This is a genomic window from Ruegeria sp. CDSC002, from assembly GCF_059610905.1.
The window spans coordinates 233,330-250,310 of the sequence record NZ_JBXWOM010000007.1; the positions used below are offsets into that span (position 1 = coordinate 233,330).

At 55.4% G+C, this 16,981-nt stretch carries 14 protein-coding genes and 1 pseudogene; 13 read left to right on the top strand and 2 right to left on the bottom strand.

The genetic code is table 11. The annotated features are described in order from the left end of the window. Window positions 1-69 precede the first annotated feature (69 nt). From AC2FJE_RS15115 to AC2FJE_RS15140, 6 genes are all read left to right on the top strand, one after another. Window positions 70-1,371, top strand: coding sequence for an ABC transporter substrate-binding protein (locus tag AC2FJE_RS15115; protein ID WP_282154165.1), 1,302 nt, complete (start codon window positions 70-72; stop codon window positions 1,369-1,371). Window positions 1,372-1,478: 107 nt separating this feature from the next. Next, window positions 1,479-2,345, top strand: a complete 867-nt coding sequence (locus AC2FJE_RS15120; RefSeq protein ID WP_109310933.1) for a carbohydrate ABC transporter permease — start codon at window positions 1,479-1,481, stop codon at window positions 2,343-2,345. Window positions 2,346-2,357: 12 nt separating this feature from the next. Next, a complete protein-coding gene (locus AC2FJE_RS15125; RefSeq protein WP_109310934.1) occupies window positions 2,358-3,188 on the top strand; it encodes a carbohydrate ABC transporter permease in 831 nt (276 codons plus the stop codon). A 12-nt stretch (window positions 3,189-3,200) separates the two neighbouring features. Continuing rightward, window positions 3,201-4,205, top strand: coding sequence for an ABC transporter ATP-binding protein (locus AC2FJE_RS15130; protein ID WP_496756286.1), 1,005 nt, complete (start codon window positions 3,201-3,203; stop codon window positions 4,203-4,205). Next, window positions 4,202-4,975 carry an L-iditol 2-dehydrogenase gene (locus AC2FJE_RS15135; RefSeq protein ID WP_496756284.1) on the top strand — a complete coding sequence of 258 codons (774 nt, stop codon included), beginning with the start codon at window positions 4,202-4,204 and terminating at the stop codon, window positions 4,973-4,975. The genes AC2FJE_RS15130 and AC2FJE_RS15135 overlap by 4 nt, the downstream gene beginning before the upstream one ends. Then, the gene (locus AC2FJE_RS15140; RefSeq protein WP_496761106.1) at window positions 4,975-6,486 is read left to right on the top strand and encodes a mannitol dehydrogenase family protein; all 1,512 of its coding nucleotides are present in this window, start codon (window positions 4,975-4,977) and stop codon (window positions 6,484-6,486) included. The genes AC2FJE_RS15135 and AC2FJE_RS15140 overlap by 1 nt, the downstream gene beginning before the upstream one ends. A gap of 228 nt (window positions 6,487-6,714) precedes the next feature. Here the strand turns inward: AC2FJE_RS15140 and AC2FJE_RS15145 are convergent, their stop codons facing one another. Beyond that, window positions 6,715-8,313 (bottom strand): GMC family oxidoreductase, encoded by a 1,599-nt coding sequence (locus tag AC2FJE_RS15145; protein ID WP_496761107.1) that lies wholly within the window; start codon window positions 8,311-8,313, stop codon window positions 6,715-6,717. Between the two features lie 109 nt (window positions 8,314-8,422). Here AC2FJE_RS15145 and AC2FJE_RS15150 point away from each other — a divergent pair, with 109 nt between their 5' ends. From AC2FJE_RS15150 to AC2FJE_RS15165, 4 genes are all read left to right on the top strand, one after another. Then, the gene (locus AC2FJE_RS15150) at window positions 8,423-9,661 is read left to right on the top strand and encodes a TRAP transporter substrate-binding protein (RefSeq protein ID WP_058273422.1); all 1,239 of its coding nucleotides are present in this window, start codon (window positions 8,423-8,425) and stop codon (window positions 9,659-9,661) included. A gap of 65 nt (window positions 9,662-9,726) precedes the next feature. Beyond that, a complete protein-coding gene (locus AC2FJE_RS15155) occupies window positions 9,727-10,392 on the top strand; it encodes a TRAP transporter small permease (protein ID WP_058276699.1) in 666 nt (221 codons plus the stop codon). Further along, entirely contained in the window at window positions 10,392-11,750 is a 1,359-nt protein-coding gene (locus tag AC2FJE_RS15160) for a TRAP transporter large permease (protein ID WP_058276698.1), read from the top strand. Before AC2FJE_RS15155 ends, AC2FJE_RS15160 begins: the two co-directional genes overlap by 1 nt. Before the next feature lie 11 nt (window positions 11,751-11,761). Next, window positions 11,762-12,541, top strand: coding sequence for an IclR family transcriptional regulator (locus AC2FJE_RS15165; RefSeq protein ID WP_496761108.1), 780 nt, complete (start codon window positions 11,762-11,764; stop codon window positions 12,539-12,541). A gap of 419 nt (window positions 12,542-12,960) precedes the next feature. Here the strand turns inward: AC2FJE_RS15165 and AC2FJE_RS15170 are convergent, their stop codons facing one another. Continuing rightward, window positions 12,961-13,836 carry a LysR family transcriptional regulator gene (locus tag AC2FJE_RS15170; RefSeq protein ID WP_496705996.1) on the bottom strand — a complete coding sequence of 292 codons (876 nt, stop codon included), beginning with the start codon at window positions 13,834-13,836 and terminating at the stop codon, window positions 12,961-12,963. 112 nt (window positions 13,837-13,948) lie between these two features. Between AC2FJE_RS15170 and AC2FJE_RS15175 the strand changes: the two genes are divergently transcribed. The 3 genes and pseudogenes from AC2FJE_RS15175 to AC2FJE_RS15185 all read left to right on the top strand — a co-directional run bounded on the left by AC2FJE_RS15175 (window position 13,949) and on the right by AC2FJE_RS15185 (window position 16,928). Beyond that, the gene (locus AC2FJE_RS15175; RefSeq protein WP_496761109.1) at window positions 13,949-14,935 is read left to right on the top strand and encodes an NAD(P)-dependent oxidoreductase; all 987 of its coding nucleotides are present in this window, start codon (window positions 13,949-13,951) and stop codon (window positions 14,933-14,935) included. A gap of 15 nt (window positions 14,936-14,950) precedes the next feature. Further along, window positions 14,951-15,790, top strand: a complete 840-nt coding sequence (locus AC2FJE_RS15180; RefSeq protein WP_496761110.1) for a 3-methyl-2-oxobutanoate hydroxymethyltransferase — start codon at window positions 14,951-14,953, stop codon at window positions 15,788-15,790. A 605-nt stretch (window positions 15,791-16,395) separates the two neighbouring features. After that, a pseudogene (locus tag AC2FJE_RS15185) lies at window positions 16,396-16,928 on the top strand (sterol desaturase family protein). Window positions 16,929-16,981: the final 53 nt, after the last annotated feature.

Genomic DNA, 16,981 nt, shown 5'->3' on the forward strand with positions numbered 1-16,981 from the left:
TTTCATTGACGCCGCGACAATTTTTGCATTACGTTCTCTGTACGACATCCAAGCTCAGGGAGGACAGGGATGTATTTGAGAAACGCACTTCGTGCGGCGACTGCAATGACACTCGTCGCGACGGCAGCAGCTCATGCGGATACCTTAACAATAGCGACCGTGAACAACGGCGATATGATCCGGATGCAAGGCTATACCGATAAATTCACCGAGGCGACCGGCATTGACGTCGAATGGGTGACGTTGGAAGAAAACGTGCTGCGTCAGCGCGTAACGACCGACATCACGACCAAGGGCGGTACGTTCGACATCATGACAATCGGCATGTATGAAACGCCGATCTGGGGCGCAAATGGCTGGCTGGTGCCGCTGGATGGCCTGTCCGAAGAATACGACGTTGGTGACATTCTGCCCGCGATGGCAGGTGGGTTGAGCCATGACGGAACGCTTTTCGCGGCACCGTTCTATGGTGAAAGCTCGATGATCATGTACCGCACTGACCTTATGGAAAAGGCGGGCATGGAAATGCCTGAGGCGCCGTCCTGGCAGTTCATCAAAGAGGCCGCCGCCGCGATGACCGACCGCGACGCCGAGATCAACGGCATCTGCCTTCGTGGCAAAGCCGGTTGGGGTGAAGGCGGAGCCTTTATCACTGCGATGTCCAATTCATTCGGTGCCCGCTGGTTCGACGAAGAATGGAAGCCTCAGTTCGATCAGCCCGAGTGGGCAGATACGCTGAATTTCTACGTTGAAATGATGAACGAATCCGGTCCGGCCGGCTATGCCACCAATGGGTTTAACGAAAACCTGTCGCTGTTCCAGCAGGGCAAATGCGGCATGTGGATCGACGCGACAGTTGCGGCTTCGTTCGTAACCAACCCGGACGACTCCACGGTCGCGGATCAAGTAGGGTTTGCGCTGGCACCTGACACCGGATTGGGCAAACGGTCCAACTGGCTTTGGGCGTGGGCACTGGCTATTCCTGCTGGCACACAGCAAGAAGATGCTGCTAAGCAATTCATCGAATGGGCGACCTCAAAGGACTACATTGAGCTAGTGGCCGAAAGCGAAGGATGGGCAAACGTTCCCCCGGGTGCACGTACGTCTCTGTACGAGAATCCGGAATACCAAAAGGTTCCGTTCGCCAAGATGACACTGGACTCAATCCTGTCAGCTGATCCGAACAGCCCGACGGTGAAACCCGTCCCGTATGTCGGCATCCAGTTTGCCGCGATCCCGGAATTCGCAGGCATCGCCACACAGGTGAGCCAGGAGTTCTCGGCGGTATATGCCGGACAGCAAACGGTTGAGGAGGCACTTGCCAAAGCGCAGGCTTTCACAGCCGAAGAAATGGAAGCCGCCGGTTACTGAGGCATCCTCCCAACGGGTGGGCAGAGGTCTGCCCCCCGTTTCAACCCTTCCACAATTCGCGTTTTTCTCGCAGGCTGAGTTACGCCTGAACAGAGAGGGTTTGCCTAATGGCTACTCAACATTCCCGATCAGTTGCCCGCCTGATGATGGCACCTGCAGTGGTCCTGCTGCTTGGCTGGATGCTCGTGCCTCTGACGATGACGCTGTATTTTTCTTTCAAGAAATACCTGCCGCTGCGTGGAGGCGATCTGGGTTGGGTCGGGTTCGACAACTACGTTCGTTTCGTATCCTCCAGTTCCTTCTGGCCCGCGGTCCAAGCAACATTGGTAATCGTTGGCGGCGTACTGGTAATTACGGTCATTCTGGGCATTCTACTGGCCATGCTGCTGGATCAACCCATGTGGGGGCAGGGCGTTGTCCGCATCCTTGTGATCGCGCCATTCTTTGTCATGCCAACCGTATCAGCGCTTGTCTGGAAGAACATGTTCATGGACCCGGTGAACGGTTTGCTGGCCCATCTGTGGCGCTTTTTCGGGGCTGAGCCGATTTCGTGGCTGTCCGAAGCTTCGATGACTTCGATTGTTATGATCGTATCCTGGCAGTGGCTTCCCTTTGCGACGCTGATCCTGCTGACCGCTATCCAGTCCTTGGACAGTGAACAGCTGGAAGCGGCCGAGATGGACGGTGCGCCGGTGCTAAAACGCTTTTATCACATTATCCTGCCGCATCTTGGTCGCGCCATTACGATTGTGATCCTGATTCAGACGATCTTTCTACTGTCGATTTTCGCCGAGATTTTCGTGACCACCGGCGGCGCCTTCGGCACCCGTACACTTACCTACTTGATCTTCCAGCGCGTGTTGGAAAGCCAGAACGTTGGCCTCGGATCAGCCGGTGGTGTCTATGCAATCATCCTTGCCAATATCGTTGCCATCTTCCTGATGCGCATCGTTGGCAAAAACCTAGACGCGTGAGGAGACAAAACCATGGCCCGCACCGTCACGACACAACGCAAAACACTAAACACCGCCCTTGCCTGGGCCGTAGGTCTGCTGATCTTTTTCCCGATCCTCTGGACGATCCTGACCAGCTTCAAGACCGAGGCACAGGCGATTGCAAGCCCACCAATCTTCCTCAACTTCGACTGGACGCTCGAAAATTACGCCATCGTGCAGGAACGCTCTGACTATATGCGGTTCCTGTGGAACTCAGTCATCATCGCAGGCGGATCAACACTTTTGGGTGTAATCGTCGCGATACCCGCAGCCTGGGCGATGGCGTTTGTTCCGTCCAGACGCACCAAGGACATTCTGTTGTGGATGCTGTCCACAAAGATGTTGCCCGCAGTTGGTGTTCTGTACCCGATCTACTTGCTGTTCATTCAGCTGGGATTGCTGGACAGTCGCGGCGGGCTGGTCGTGGTGCTGATGCTGATCAATCTGCCGATCATCGTCTGGATGCTCTACACATATTTCCGCGAAATTCCGGGGGAAATCCTCGAAGCGGCACGAATGGACGGTGCGACGCTGAAAGAGGAAATCCTTTATATCCTGACGCCCATGGCCATCCCCGGCATTGCATCGACCGTTCTACTGAACTTCATCCTGGCCTGGAACGAGGCGTTCTGGACCCTTAACCTGACGGCCGTCGATGCGGCCCCGCTCACCGCATTTATCGCCAGCTATTCCAGCCCCGAAGGCTTGTTCTTTGCCAAGCTCAGCGCGGCCTCGACCATGGCGATTGCACCCATCCTGATCCTTGGCTGGTTCAGCCAGAAACAACTTGTCCGCGGCCTGACTTTCGGCGCTGTGAAATAAGGAAGACTTCGTATGGGACGTATACAACTCAAGTCCGTGACCAAAAGCTTCGGCGACGTAGAGGTCATTCCCCCGCTGGATCTGACCATCGAAGATGGCGAGTTCACCGTATTTGTCGGCCCCTCGGGTTGCGGCAAGTCCACTTTACTCCGCCTGATTGCGGGACTGGAAGACATGACCTCTGGCTCCATCGACATTGACGGCGCCGACGCAACAGACGTGCCGCCTGCCAAACGCGGGCTGGCGATGGTGTTCCAATCCTACGCCTTGTATCCGCACATGACCGTTCGCAAGAACATCGCATTTCCGCTGCGCATGGCGAAACTGGATCAAGCTGAGATCGACAAGCGGGTTGAAGGTGCGGCGAGCGTTCTGAACCTGACCGACTACCTGGACCGTCGTCCCGGCCAATTGTCTGGCGGGCAACGTCAAAGGGTGGCCATCGGTCGGGCCATTGTACGCGAACCGGCTGCGTTCCTGTTTGATGAGCCGCTGTCGAACCTGGACGCCGCCTTGCGCGTTGGCATGCGGCTGGAAATCAGCGAACTGCACGAACGTCTGGCGACTACGATGATCTACGTCACCCACGATCAGGTCGAAGCCATGACTATGGCCGACAAGATCGTTGTGCTTCAGGCAGGTGTGATCGAACAGGTAGGCAGCCCGTTGGAGCTGTACCGTACGCCGCGCAACCTGTTTGTTGCAGGCTTCATCGGTTCGCCCAAGATGAACTTCATCGAAGGCCCCGAAGCAGAAAAGCTCAGTGCCCAGACCATCGGAATTCGCCCTGAACACATTGCGGTGTCTGAATCTGAGGGAGACTGGTCCGGCGTCGTAAGTGTCTCTGAGCATCTTGGCTCGGACACTTTCTTCCACGTCCACGAAACAGGGTTGGCCGAGACCATCACCGTCCGAGCAGATGGCGAGGTCAGCTTTCGCCACGGCGACCGTATCCACCTGACGCCACGCTCGGATGCCATCCACCGGTTTGACGCGAAAGGTCTGCGGTTCGAATGACGCGTCTGACCGGAAAAACTGCCCTGATCACCGGGGCCGGGCGGGGCATCGGACTGGCGTTTGCCAAGGCTTATGTGGCTGAGGGCGCGCGCGTCGCCATCGCGGACATAGACGGGCAGCGCGCGCAGAACGCAGCAACTGAGATCGGCGCAGCCGCGTTGGCCGTCGAGATGGATGTGACCAGCCAACAAAGCATAGAAGCCGCCGTTGCACGAACGGCTGAACATTTTGGCCCAATCGACATTCTGATCAACAACGCGGCCATCTTCTCCGCCGCTCCAATCGTTGAAATTGAGCGTGCTGACTACAATCGCGTTTTTGATATCAACGTTTCTGGCGCGCTGTTTTCGATGCAGGCCGTTGCGCGCCACATGATTGATCAAGGGACCAAAGGTCGGATCATCAACATGGCATCGCAGGCAGGGCGTAGGGGCGAGCCGTTGGTCGCCGTGTACTGTGCCAGCAAAGCCGCGATCATATCCTTGACCCAATCGGCCGGGCTGAACCTGATCTCTCATGGGATCAACGTAAACGCCATTGCACCTGGTGTCGTCGATGGCGAGCACTGGGATGGTGTTGATGCGTTTTTTGCAAAGCACGAAGGCAAACCACTGGGCCAGAAGAAACGCGAAGTGGCTGCAGCCGTTCCTTATGGCCGAATGGGTCGGGCCGAAGATCTGACCGGGATGGCAGTATTTCTGGCTTCTGAAGACGCAAAGTACATCGTCGGACAAACCTACAATGTCGATGGCGGAAATTGGATGAGCTGATGGACCCTGTGGCGAATGCAAAACCTTCGGTACGGCTACGGCGTGAAAGTCTTTCAGACCTGCCAGAGATTGTCAGGACTCCGACCTATGCCCGCTCTGACCTGACACCGGGCATTGTCCATATCGGACTTGGCAACTTTCATCGCGCGCATCAGGCCTGGTATATTCACCAGTTAATGCAGCTGGGCCAGGCCCATGACTGGGCAATCATCGGGGCAGGTGTCCGAAGCTATGACGCAAACATGCGAGAGCGACTGTTGGCGCAGGACTGCCTGACAACGCTGATCGAACTGGACCCAAAAGGAATATCCGCCGAAGTGATTGGTCCGATGATCGATTACCTGCCGATCGAAGACAACAATGTCGTGCTTGTCCGGACGATGGCGGACCCTGCCATACGAATTGTGTCGCTGACTGTAACTGAAGGTGGGTATTTCCCGGACGCCAACACTGATGCGTTCGATACGGATCACGCAGACATTCGGCACGATGCCGAGAACCCGGACCAGCCGCGTACGGCTTTCGGCGCTATTGTCGCGGCGCTCAGACAACGGCGTGCAAATGGCTTGAAACCCTTTACTGCGCTCAGCTGCGATAATCTTCAGGGCAACGGTGGAATTCTGCGAACCTGCGTTGTTGGTTTGGCGCGTCTTTCCGACCCGGATCTGGCCGATTGGATCGATCAGAATGGAGCGTTTCCGAACTCGATGGTGGACTGCATTGTTCCCGCAACGACCGAGGAGGTCGTAGCGCAATGCCGGGCACTGGGCGTCGACGACCGCGCACCGGTCACGCATGAGAACTTTCGCCAATGGGTGATTGAGGACAATTTCTGCGCTGAACGACCGCCCCTTGAGCAAGTTGGAGTAACACTGACGCAGGACGTCCACAGCTATGAAGCGATGAAACTGCGCATATTGAACGGCGGCCACCAACTGCTCGCAAATGTCGGGGAGATTCTGAATGTGCCCACGATTTCAGACTGCATGCAGGACCCGGACATCGTGGCGTTTTTCAGGAAAGTTCAGACGGAAGAAATTCTGCCTCAGGTCGAAGCCGTTCCCGGAACCACTGCCGCCGAATATCTTGGGTTGGTTGAGAGGCGATTTTCCAACACCACCATCCACGACACAACACGACGCGTGGCGTTCGATGGATCTTCACGACACCCGGGTTTCTTACTGCCGTCGCTGCGCGATGCACTTGCGTCCGGGTCGTCCGTAAATGGGCTTGCGCTGGCCGAAGCATTCTGGTGCCGGATGTGTGCAGGCATTCGCGAAGATGGTTCAGAAATTTCCCCAAACGATCCCCATTGGGAGCATTTGCAAAAAACCGCACTGGCTTCCAAGGTCAATCCGATTTTGTGGATCGAACAAAGCCAGTATTTTGGTGACTTAGGCCGCGACGCGCAGTTCACAGACGCTTTTTCCACCTGGCTGGCTGCGATTTGGCAACGTGGTTGCCGCGAGGCGATAGCTGACTTTACCGCTCTTGAGCCAAAGCCCCACTGATTCTGCGGCAGGCATGCTTCAAGCCAATCTCTGTGGTAGAGGCCAGTTTGCACGAGGTTTAATGATGGCTGAAAAATAGGCACTCTTTGAGCGTTCTATTCTGGCTGTCCAAAGTGCGTAAGCGCCGTAGGCTATTGCCTTCGACATGCCCGTGAAACTTATGGAATCTGACCATCTTGTACAGGTCAGATCCAGGCACGGGTAAGGAAGGTCACAAAAAGTCCAAAATCACTTGTTTGCGCATAGCAACTCACTGGCTTTTTCACCGATCATGATTGCTGGAGCATTAGTGTTGCCGCTGACGATTTCCGGCATGATTGAACAGTCGGCAACGCGCAGATTTTCGATTCCTTTGACCTTCAGGTTTGGATCCACAACAGAGCTTTCCGAGGTACCCATCGCGCAGGTTCCTGTCGGGTGATAGATCGAGACGGAATTCGAGCGCGCCCAATCCAAAGTGCCTTTGTAGTCATCGCGGGACAGATCAGAGGTTGGCCGGAACTCTTCTGAAATCTTAGAAGCCAGTGGATTATGCCGGGCGATGTCCCGCGCGATGTTCACGCCGTCGACGATCGTTCTGCAATCAGTTTCCGTCGACAAATAGTTTGGAATGATCTTGACGTAACTGGCCGGATCGGGGCCATCCAGACGCAGTTCTCCGCGGCTTTCCGGCCTCAGCTGACAGACGGACATTGTGAAGGCAGAAAACGGGTGCACGCCCTCTCCGGGGCTGTCGGCAGACCAGGGTTGAACGTGGAATTGAATGTCAGGAGTCTGAACTTCAGGGCGGGTTTTCAGAAATCCGGTGGCCAGGCTGGCCGCCATTGTCATAGGTCCGGCCCGGAATAGCGCGTATTTCAGCGCGATCCGTGCCTGATTGAACAGGCTGCGCACTTCATCATTCAGCGTTGGCTCGTTGCATTTGAAGACCAGGCGTGCCTGCAAGTGATCCTGCAGCCCTTTGCCGACGCCGGGCAGCGAATGAACGGGTTCAATGCCGTTGGCCTTCAAGTGATCCGGGTCTCCGATGCCTGACAACATCAAAATCTGAGGTGAGTTGATGGCACCACCGGACAAGATGATTTCGCGGCGCACTTTGATCGACTTCACTTCACCCGATCGGTCGCGATAAAGAAGTCCAGTTGCTTTTTTTTTGCCGTCCAGTTCGACCTTGGTTACCAATGCACGGGTGATGATGTTCAGGTTCGGCCTGTTCCTGATCGGTTTGAGGTATGCAACGGCCGCACTGCAGCGACGCCCGTTCCGAGTGGTCAATTGGAAATAGCCAACGCCTTCCTGATCGGCCCCATTGTAGTCAGGATTAAACGGGTAACCCGCCTCTTGGGCGGCGGCGACCCAGGCGTCACAGATCGGTCTTTGAATGCGCATGTTGGATACCGACAGCGGGCCGCCTGTACCGTGAAATGCGTCTTCGCCGCGCTCTTGATCCTCGCTGCGTTTGAACAGAGGCAAGACGTCATCCCAACCCCAGCCGACGTTACCCATCTGACGCCAGCGGTCGTAGTCCTCTTTCTGACCGCGAACATACAAAAGCCCGTTCAACGAGGAAGATCCGCCAAGGACCTTTCCGCGCGGCCAATCAATCGAGCGTCCATTCAAACCTGGATCTGGTTCAGTGCGGTAACACCAATCCAATGAGGGGTTATGCATGGTTTTGAAGTATCCAACCGGTATGTGAATCCACGGGTTTGTGTCAGGTCCACCAGCTTCCAACAATGCCACTGTTGTGCTGGGGTCAGCGCTTAGCCGATTGGCAATGACGCAGCCCGAAGAGCCTGCTCCGACGACTGCATAATCCACCTCCATGACGGTCTCCTCCCAAAGTAACTGAAAAAAACACTATGCAAATTGCCGGAACTATACTAGCATTTTTTGATACAAAACGTCTCAATAATTGCGATCAGGGAGGTAAGCAATGGAGATCGGTAAGAAACTAAGCGGTGTCTCACGGCGGGATTTTTTTCGTGTGGCCGGGCGTTATGGCATGAGCTCAACGCTGCTGGCAGCGGGTGGCTTTGGCGGCGCGATGAGTTTGGCCAATTTGGCGCAAGCCGCAGAATCAACTTATGAAAAACGGTTTTCGAAAGAACCTAAACACACGCTGAAATTCGGTGCTTCGGGCTTCAACACGCGCAACCTGCTGATCGAACGGGCAGGGGCCATCGAATTCGCCCGAGATCTGGAAGAACGCACTGACGGTGAGATTCGGATCGAGTTCATTGGCGACAACCAGATCTGCGGACAACTGAGCTGTGTTGAGAAGACTCAGCAGGGAATCGTCGACATCTATGCGGCGTCGACCCAGAACTCTGCGGGCGGTGCGCCATATCTGAACGTGCTGGACTATGCCTATATGTTCCCCAGCAGGGCGGCGCAGTATCATTTCTTCTACAGCCCCGACAGCCAGCGTATTCTGCGAGACCCCCTCGAAAAGCGCCACGGGCTGAAATTCCTGTTCACCCACTGTGAACTGCGCGGCCTGCAAATGGGCTCGACCTTCTCTGACAAGCCAACTGTCACCAAACTGGAAGAACTGTTCGGGACAAAGAACCGTGTGACAGGGACACAGCTTGGCCGGATCGCCATGCAGCTACTGAACCTGAACCCGGTGCCGGTGGCATGGGAAGAAACCCTGGACGCGCTCAAGACGGGCCTGATTGATGGGGCGGAAACTTGGGCATCAGCCGTTGCCTACGCAAACATGGCTCCGGTCGTCTCGCAATCCGTCAATCTCAAATTCTTCTGCGGTACTGAACATACGTCAATGTCGGCCAAAGTGTTTGACGGTCTTGGCGGTGAACTTCAGGACGCAGTAATGGAATCGTCCTATTTCACGCAGGCCCTTATTCAGGGTGCAAACGAAGCTGCATTGCTGAACACGGTTGGTTTCTCGGAACCACAGCTGCCCAACACCATCTTTGCGGAAAACGGTGTACGTGCAGCATTCCTGCCGGACGATCAGATCAAACTGGCCGAGGAAATGTGTGCGCCGAACTTTAATCCTGAACCCTGGGCGCAGTGGCGCGAGCGGTTGAACAAATGGGCCGGTGGTATCGACACCTATCAGGAAATCTACGACATCGCGCGGCAGATCCCAGCAGACACACTGCCCGAAAACGTTGAGCCCCGCCGTTGGTGGAAAGGCGCGGCCTAATCTAACATTTCGAACCGGCCCCTCGGGGCCGGTTTCTCTAAACACCGACTGGGAGGACGGGGTTCATGTCACTATGGGCAGATATCGGGGCAATTTTCAGCGCCTTGCTCACTCGCGATTCATTCGAAATCCAATCCGCATTGGAATCTGACGCCGCCTGGGTTGTCGGCACTGTTGCCGCCGCGCTCGGCGGTTTTCTTGTAATGCTGATCTATCGCAAAGTGCCCTTTGTTGAACGCCACTTCGAACGGTCGATCATGGTCTATTCCTACCTTGCCATTGCGCTGATCATCTTCTGGGGTGTGATTGACCGCTTTGTCTTTAACGATCAGGAACCCTGGTCTACCACCATTCCTCCGCTTCTGTTCATGATAATGGCCTGGTTTGGTGCGTCCTATAATGTCCGCCTGCGCACGCATCTTAGCTTCAGCGAGTTTCGCACCGCGATGCCGCGCGGCGGTCAACTGGCCTGTCTGTTTCTGGATGCCATTTTGTGGTTCATCTTTGCGGTCATCGTGATCGTGACCACAACACGCCTCGTTGCGCTGTCAGCCTCGAACTTTCAGATCGTGCTTGGGACAGACAACATCATGCAGTGGTGGTTTCTGTTGGCCGCGCCTGTGTCCTTCTTTTTGATGGTCGGTCGCGTGTTTCAAAACCTTGCTGACGATCTGCACAATTGGAAAACCGGAGAGCCGCTGATCAAGCAGGCCGTGATAGGGGCAGACTGATGACAGACGGAACTTTAGTTACACTTATTTCGCTGGGCGTGACGTTTCTGTTCATGTTGGGCGTGCCGGTGCTGCTGGTCATCGGATACTGGGTGATCGGATGCTCATTCGTTCTGGGGCTGACACTCGACAATATGGGTGCAGAGCTACTGAACGTGTTCAACAAAGGCTTCGCCTTGTTGGCGATGCCGCTGTTCATCCTGACCGGCGACCTGATCAACAAATCGGGGATCGCGCGGCGGCTGAGTGATTTTGCCTATTCCTGTTTAGGCTGGATACGCGGCGGGCTGGCTATGGCATCGCTTGGGGCGTGTGGATTGTTTGCCGCGATTTCCGGGTCGAACTCTGCAACGACCGCAACCATCGGTTCAATGCTGCACCCTGAGATGGTCAAAGGCGGCTATGACGAACGCTTTAGCGCGGCCACGGCGGCGGCGGGCGGTACGGTTGGGATCATCATTCCTCCATCCATCATCTTCATCGTCTACGGGTTCTTGATGAACCTGCCCATTTCCGAGCTGTTCGTCGCCGGTATCATACCTGGTGCGCTTATGGTTTTTGGTATGCAATTCGCGTGCTGGATCATCTGTCGGATCAATGGATGGGGGCACCTGATTCCGCTGCAACTGAACCGGATTCTCAAAACGGCATTTGGTGCATGGCTCGGCTTTTTCGCCATCGGCCTCGTGCTATGGGGCATCTATACAGGCAAGTTCTCACCGACCGAGGCGGCGGGTGTAACCGTTGGTTTCTGTGTCATCGCGGGCTTGGTCAGCTATCCGATCAACCGGATCATGGGCGCGCGGGATAATATCTCGCCCACAGACAAAAGCTTTGCCGAAATGCTAGTTGTCGAAGGATTCACGATCCCTGAGATCCCCTCGATCGTGATCCGATCGGCTCAGATCACGGGTATCCTTGCGCCGCTGATTGCGATCTCGGTGGTCATGCAGCAAATTCTGTCGCTGCTTGGAGCACAACAAACGATCGGAGATTTCGTGACCTCAATGGGTGGGTATTACGCGGTTCTGTTCACATCAATGGTCATCGTCTTCTTTTCGGGCATGGTGCTGGAAAGTTTGCCGGTGACGATTATCCTTGCGCCGATCCTCGCGCCAATTGCTGCGTCGGTAGGGGTCGATCCGATCCATTTCTCGGTGATCTTTCTGGTGGGTGCATCGATCGGGTTCATAACGCCGCCTTATGGCCTGAACCTCTATGTTGCGTCCGGTGTGACAGGCGTGCCTTACTTCCGGCTGCTGCGCTATACGGTGCCTTACCTTGTGGCGTTGCTGTCTGTGTGGATTTTGGTCTCTCTGGTGCCTGATCTGGCCTTGATCTTGTTGCCAAACAACTAGAGTTTAGCGGGATGGCAAACGCAGACACGCGAGAGAAAGAATCCCAAATCCCGACGAACCTGCGTTTGCTGTTGATCCTTGAAGAGGTTGCAAAGCGCGGGGTCGCAGTCAAACCGTCAGACCTGATTGAATCATTGGGTCTGGCGAAGCCGACAATCCATCGCCTGCTTCAAACGGCTGAGACTGAAGGGTTCCTTCAACGTGATCTGGATGGGCGGTCTTACGGTCCCGGGCCACGTTTACGGCAGCTTTCGGTGAACACGGTCTCGTCGGAGCACCTTCGGACAGCCCGCCTTGCGATCCTTCGGGGCATCGCCGATGAAATTGGCGAGACCTGCAACCTCGCCATCCCGGATCGGGAAGGAATGATTTATCTGGACCGGGTGGAAACGGAATGGCCCCTGAGGATTCAATTGCCGATTGGCACTCAGGTTCCGTTTCATTGCACGGCTAGCGGCAAGATGTACTTGTCGACGCTTCGTGAGAACACGTTGGACGGGTTTCTTTCCGCTCGTAAGCTGAACGCGAACACTAAGAAAACAATAACTGATCCAGAAGCTCTGCGCGCCGAAATCATTAACATCGCGCAAAGAGGGTATTCAACGGACGACGAAGAATTCATGCCCGGGATGACCGCCGTAGCTGTCCCTGTTCTGGATGGGCACGAAAGGCTTGTGGCTACGTTGTCTGTTCACGCGCCAACCCAGCGTCACGAATTGGACAGTTTGATGCAGTTCCTTTCGCTTTTGCAGTTTGGAGCGACCAAAATATCGGGATTGCTGACGTCATAGATAAGCGTCGGGACTTAGTCTTTCTGTGGGTCCCAATCTATACTGATTGTTGTTCTGTTCATCCCACCTTTGGCTCGACCAATCAGACGTCCACGCCCTCCCCTTTGGTCACTATTCCCCGGTTGGGTCAGAGTAGTTTCTTGGAAGCTGCTTTAGCGCATGACCCTTGGGGCAGATGCATTGAACGTTCTCAGCATCTTATTCGACGTCGGTTCGGGTTCATGTTCCGTCGTGTGCCCGGAATTGTAGAATACTGGTATGCGCAGAGTGATCTGGCGCTTATATCCCGATATTCGCCGCGTTGAGGCCCGAATGCCGTCTAGCGCGGAGGCTTTGCCGTTGAAGCTTCCATCAGTATTCCAAAAATATCAGAGCTGAACACGCACGAACACAACCCGTTTGGACGAAGCCGTTTCGGTTCACTTAAAGATGCCTTCCAGCCAAGCTTCAAAACGCTGTTTGGCCACTGCATCCGCTTTTGAGTTTTGCCCCGCAATCAAGTAGTGGCTCTGTTCTATTGGAACTGCTTCACCAACTATGGCGACCTTTCTTCCGGTCTCAATGGCGGTTTTGGCAAACCTCTCGATAACGATCGCATTGCCGCCACCTGCGGCCACGATGTCCACCGCCGCAATTGTCGTGTCGACCACAAAGGTCGATGCGTACTGGATTTGTTGAACCCCGGTTGCGAAAAAATACCGTTCCCACATCTGTTGGAAACCCAGAATGTGAATGAGCGGCTGTTGTTGCAGATCTTCGGTGGAAGGGGCTTTCCCCCCAGAAATCGTGGGGGCAATTCGTACGATACGCTCAGTGGATATTTTCCGAGCGGGGATATCAGTCCACTCGCCGCTTCCAACACGCAACTCGACATCGACATTTTCACGGCCTGCGGATTCAGCCCAAATGTTCGAGACCAGCTTTATGGAAATATCGGGGTGGATCCGCAAAAACTCGGGCAACCTGTGAGCGAGAAACAAGGTCGCCGTGGATATTGGTGCACGCACGACTAGCTCGTGCTTCTGGTTTGATCCGAACAGACTGATCGTTGACAGATCGATGTCTCTTAGGGCTTGCCGCACAGAAAACGCGTATGCCTGGCCAACTTCGGTCAGGCTTAGGTTGCGTGCGGCGCGATAGAACAAGGGGCAGCCAAGTTGCGCTTCCAGCGAGCGGACATGCAGGCTAAGTGCCGATTGCGTGATACCCAGCTCTGCCGCGGCGGCAGTAAAGCTCAGATGCCGCGCGGCGCATTCAAAAGACCGAAGCCAGATAGGGTTAGGAGATTGCGGCATTCGTAGCACCAAAAATTTTCGCTGATACCTGCCGGTTTTATTCGTTTTACACAATGCCATCAACGTTTGTACTTTTTGCGAAGTAAAATCTTTGCCGATCATCCGGCGGGAAATGAAACAGGGAACCACTTGCATGAAAGTTGGATTTATTGGTCTTGGAAATGTCGGCGGGAAACTCAGTGGCAGTTTGCTGCGGAACGGCATTGATCTAACGGTGCATGACCTCAACACCGAACTTGTGGATGATTTCGTTTCGCGCGGGGCAACCAGGGGGGAGAGCCCGGCCCAACTGATGCGCGATTGCGATACGGTAATCACCTGTTTGCCATCGCCCGCTGCTTCTGATGCCGTCATGCAACAGATGCTGTCCGAGGTGAAGCCGGGCAAAATCTGGATGGAGATGTCCACCACTGACGAAGCCGAGGTCAAACGCTTGGGCGCAATGGTGATGGAGGCAGGAGGCGCAGCCGTGGATTGCCCGGTTTCGGGCGGATGCCACCGTGCGGCGACGGGCAATATCTCGATCTTTGCGGGCTGCGACCGTGCCACGTTTGACCGCATCGCGCCTTTCCTGAAAACCATGGGTCGACGCATTTTGCACACTGGCGATTTGGGCTCGGCTTCGGTTTTGAAAGTGGTGACGAACTATCTGGCCACGGCCAATCTTGTCACTTGCTGCGAAGCGCTTGTCACCGCCAAGGCGGCCGGTATGGACCTCAACACGACCTATGAGGCGATGAAGATTAGCTCCGGCACGTCATTCGTACATGAAACCGAAAGTCAGGTGATCCTGAACGGTAGCCGGGACATTTCTTTCACCATGGATCTGGTCAAAAAGGATGCCGGTCTGTTCCAGCAGGTGGCTGACCGTCACAATGTGCCGCTGGAAATCTCGCCTATGTTGGTTCAGATCTTTGAGGATGGCATCGAACGCTATGGCGAGCGTTGTTTTTCGCCCAACATCATCAAACGTCTGGAAGAGGCCACCGGTCTGGACATTCTCGCCCCCGGTTTTCCGCCGGAAATGACGGATGATGAGCCGGAAGAACCCGGTTACGAGGTGATCCCGCAAGGCTCTGAACGCAAAGCCGCTGAATAAAAAAGGACAGCGGTTTTGAAACGGATCTATACTTTTGGTGGGCATCCGGCGACGCGTAACTTGACGGTGGCGGATATCAAGGCAGGCAAGAAGGGCAGGCGTAAATTCGTGCAGACGACCGCCGTGAGCCGCACCGAGGCTGCTGCGGCTCAGGCCGCGGGCATTGATCATCTATCAATCGTCGATCACGATCTGGCCGAAGTACGCGCCGGTGCGCCTGACACGTTCACCACTGCCGCGTTGATGGCCGGCGATTATGAGACCCACCAGGACATCCTGCGTGCCGGTATACGTGCGGCAACCGCCGGGGCAGACGCGGTTTACACATTGCGCAGTCTCAAAGCCGTGGAACTGCTGGCCGACGAAGGGTTGGCCGTTCAGGGTCATCTGGGCCTGGTGCCCCGCCTGTCCACCCAGATCGGCGGATTGCGTGCCTATGGGCGCACCGCGGATGAAGCAATACAACTGGCCGAGGATCTGCGACGGTTGGAAGACGCTGGGGCTTATGCAGTCGAGTTGGAATGTGTCGCCGACGAGGCGATTGCAGAGATCAGCCCGCGTACCGGACTGATCACCCACTCAATCGGTTCTGGCGGGGCTGCCGATGTGATCTTCCTTTTCCAGGAAGACGCTTGCGGCGACACCCCAAACCCTCCGCGACATGCCAACGCCTTTGCCGATATGGCAGGTGCCCGTACCAAACTGGAGGCCGAAAGGATGAAGGGTCTGACCGCCTGTCGTACCGCGGTTCTGGACGGTAGTTATCCCGACACTGCGACGAGCATCGGCATGAAGCCCGGTGAGCATGAAAAACTACGTGAAGCGCTGGACAAGCGCCGCCCGTTTCACGAGTAGGCCCCACGATGACTTGCCGTCCGTCACGGAAATACCCGTATAAGCCGCCTCCGGCCTCTTCCTGATCAAAAAAGGTACATTTGCTCAGGAAAGGACGCCCCGTGACGACTGCAGATACGAACGCACGGAAAACAGCTCATACCGCCGAAGACCCCGCCCCCATGAGCCGCGAATGGCACTGGCACCCGGAACTTCCGGTAAAGCACGCCCCCTATTGGCACTGGCCACCCAAATTCGGCGTGATGGGGAAATGGGTCTGGCAGAACTGGCTGCAATTTTCGGATCGTTCGATCTATCTTGCGCTGGCATTTCTGGTGGCGTTCTGGTTGCAGCCCGTCGGATCCGATCAGGCCATTTTTGCCATTGGCTGGATGTCATGGGTGTTCATTCGCAACTGGGTGTTGCTATTGGTCGTCGCCGGTGGGCTGCATATGTGGTTTTACGGTGTCGACGGGCAAGGCAAGTTGCTGAAATACGACCCCCGACCGTACATGAAGCGCAAGAATGCGCTGTATAAATTCGGCTATCAGACCTGGGACAACATCTACTACTCGATGGTCTTTGGTGTGACCATCCTGTCGATGTTTGAATGCTTCCTGCGCTGGATGTACGCTAACAATTATATCGGCACGCTTAGCTTTGTTGCGCATCCTGTGTGGTTCATTCTGCTATTCCCGATATTGGCGCTTTGGCAAAGCTTTCACTTTTATGCCGTTCATCTATTTCTGCATCAGCCGTTCATATACAGGCACGTACACGCCGTGCACCACCGCAACGTCAACACCGGCCCCTGGTCCGGCATGTCGATGCATCCGGTCGAATCCTTCGGGTATCTCATGCTATTCTGATCGTGCTGATCTTACCCAGCCATCCCGTTCACATGATTTTCCTCGGCTACTGGCTGATGCTGGGCGCAGCGTCGTCTCATTCTGGATACGAAGCGATTTGGGCGCGCGATCGTCAGGCTTTGCTGATAGGTGCATTTTTCCACCAGCTTCATCATCGCTATTACGAGTGCAATTATGGCAATGCCGAAATGCCCTGGGATAAGTGGTTCGGAACATATCATGATGGGTCCGAGGACGCCACAAAGCGTACCCGCAACCGAAAGCGCGAGATGCACGCTAGCGGCAGATAACCAAAGCTCCAAATACAGAAGTTCGTTTGCAATGCGTTGGTCGGATTGGGCTC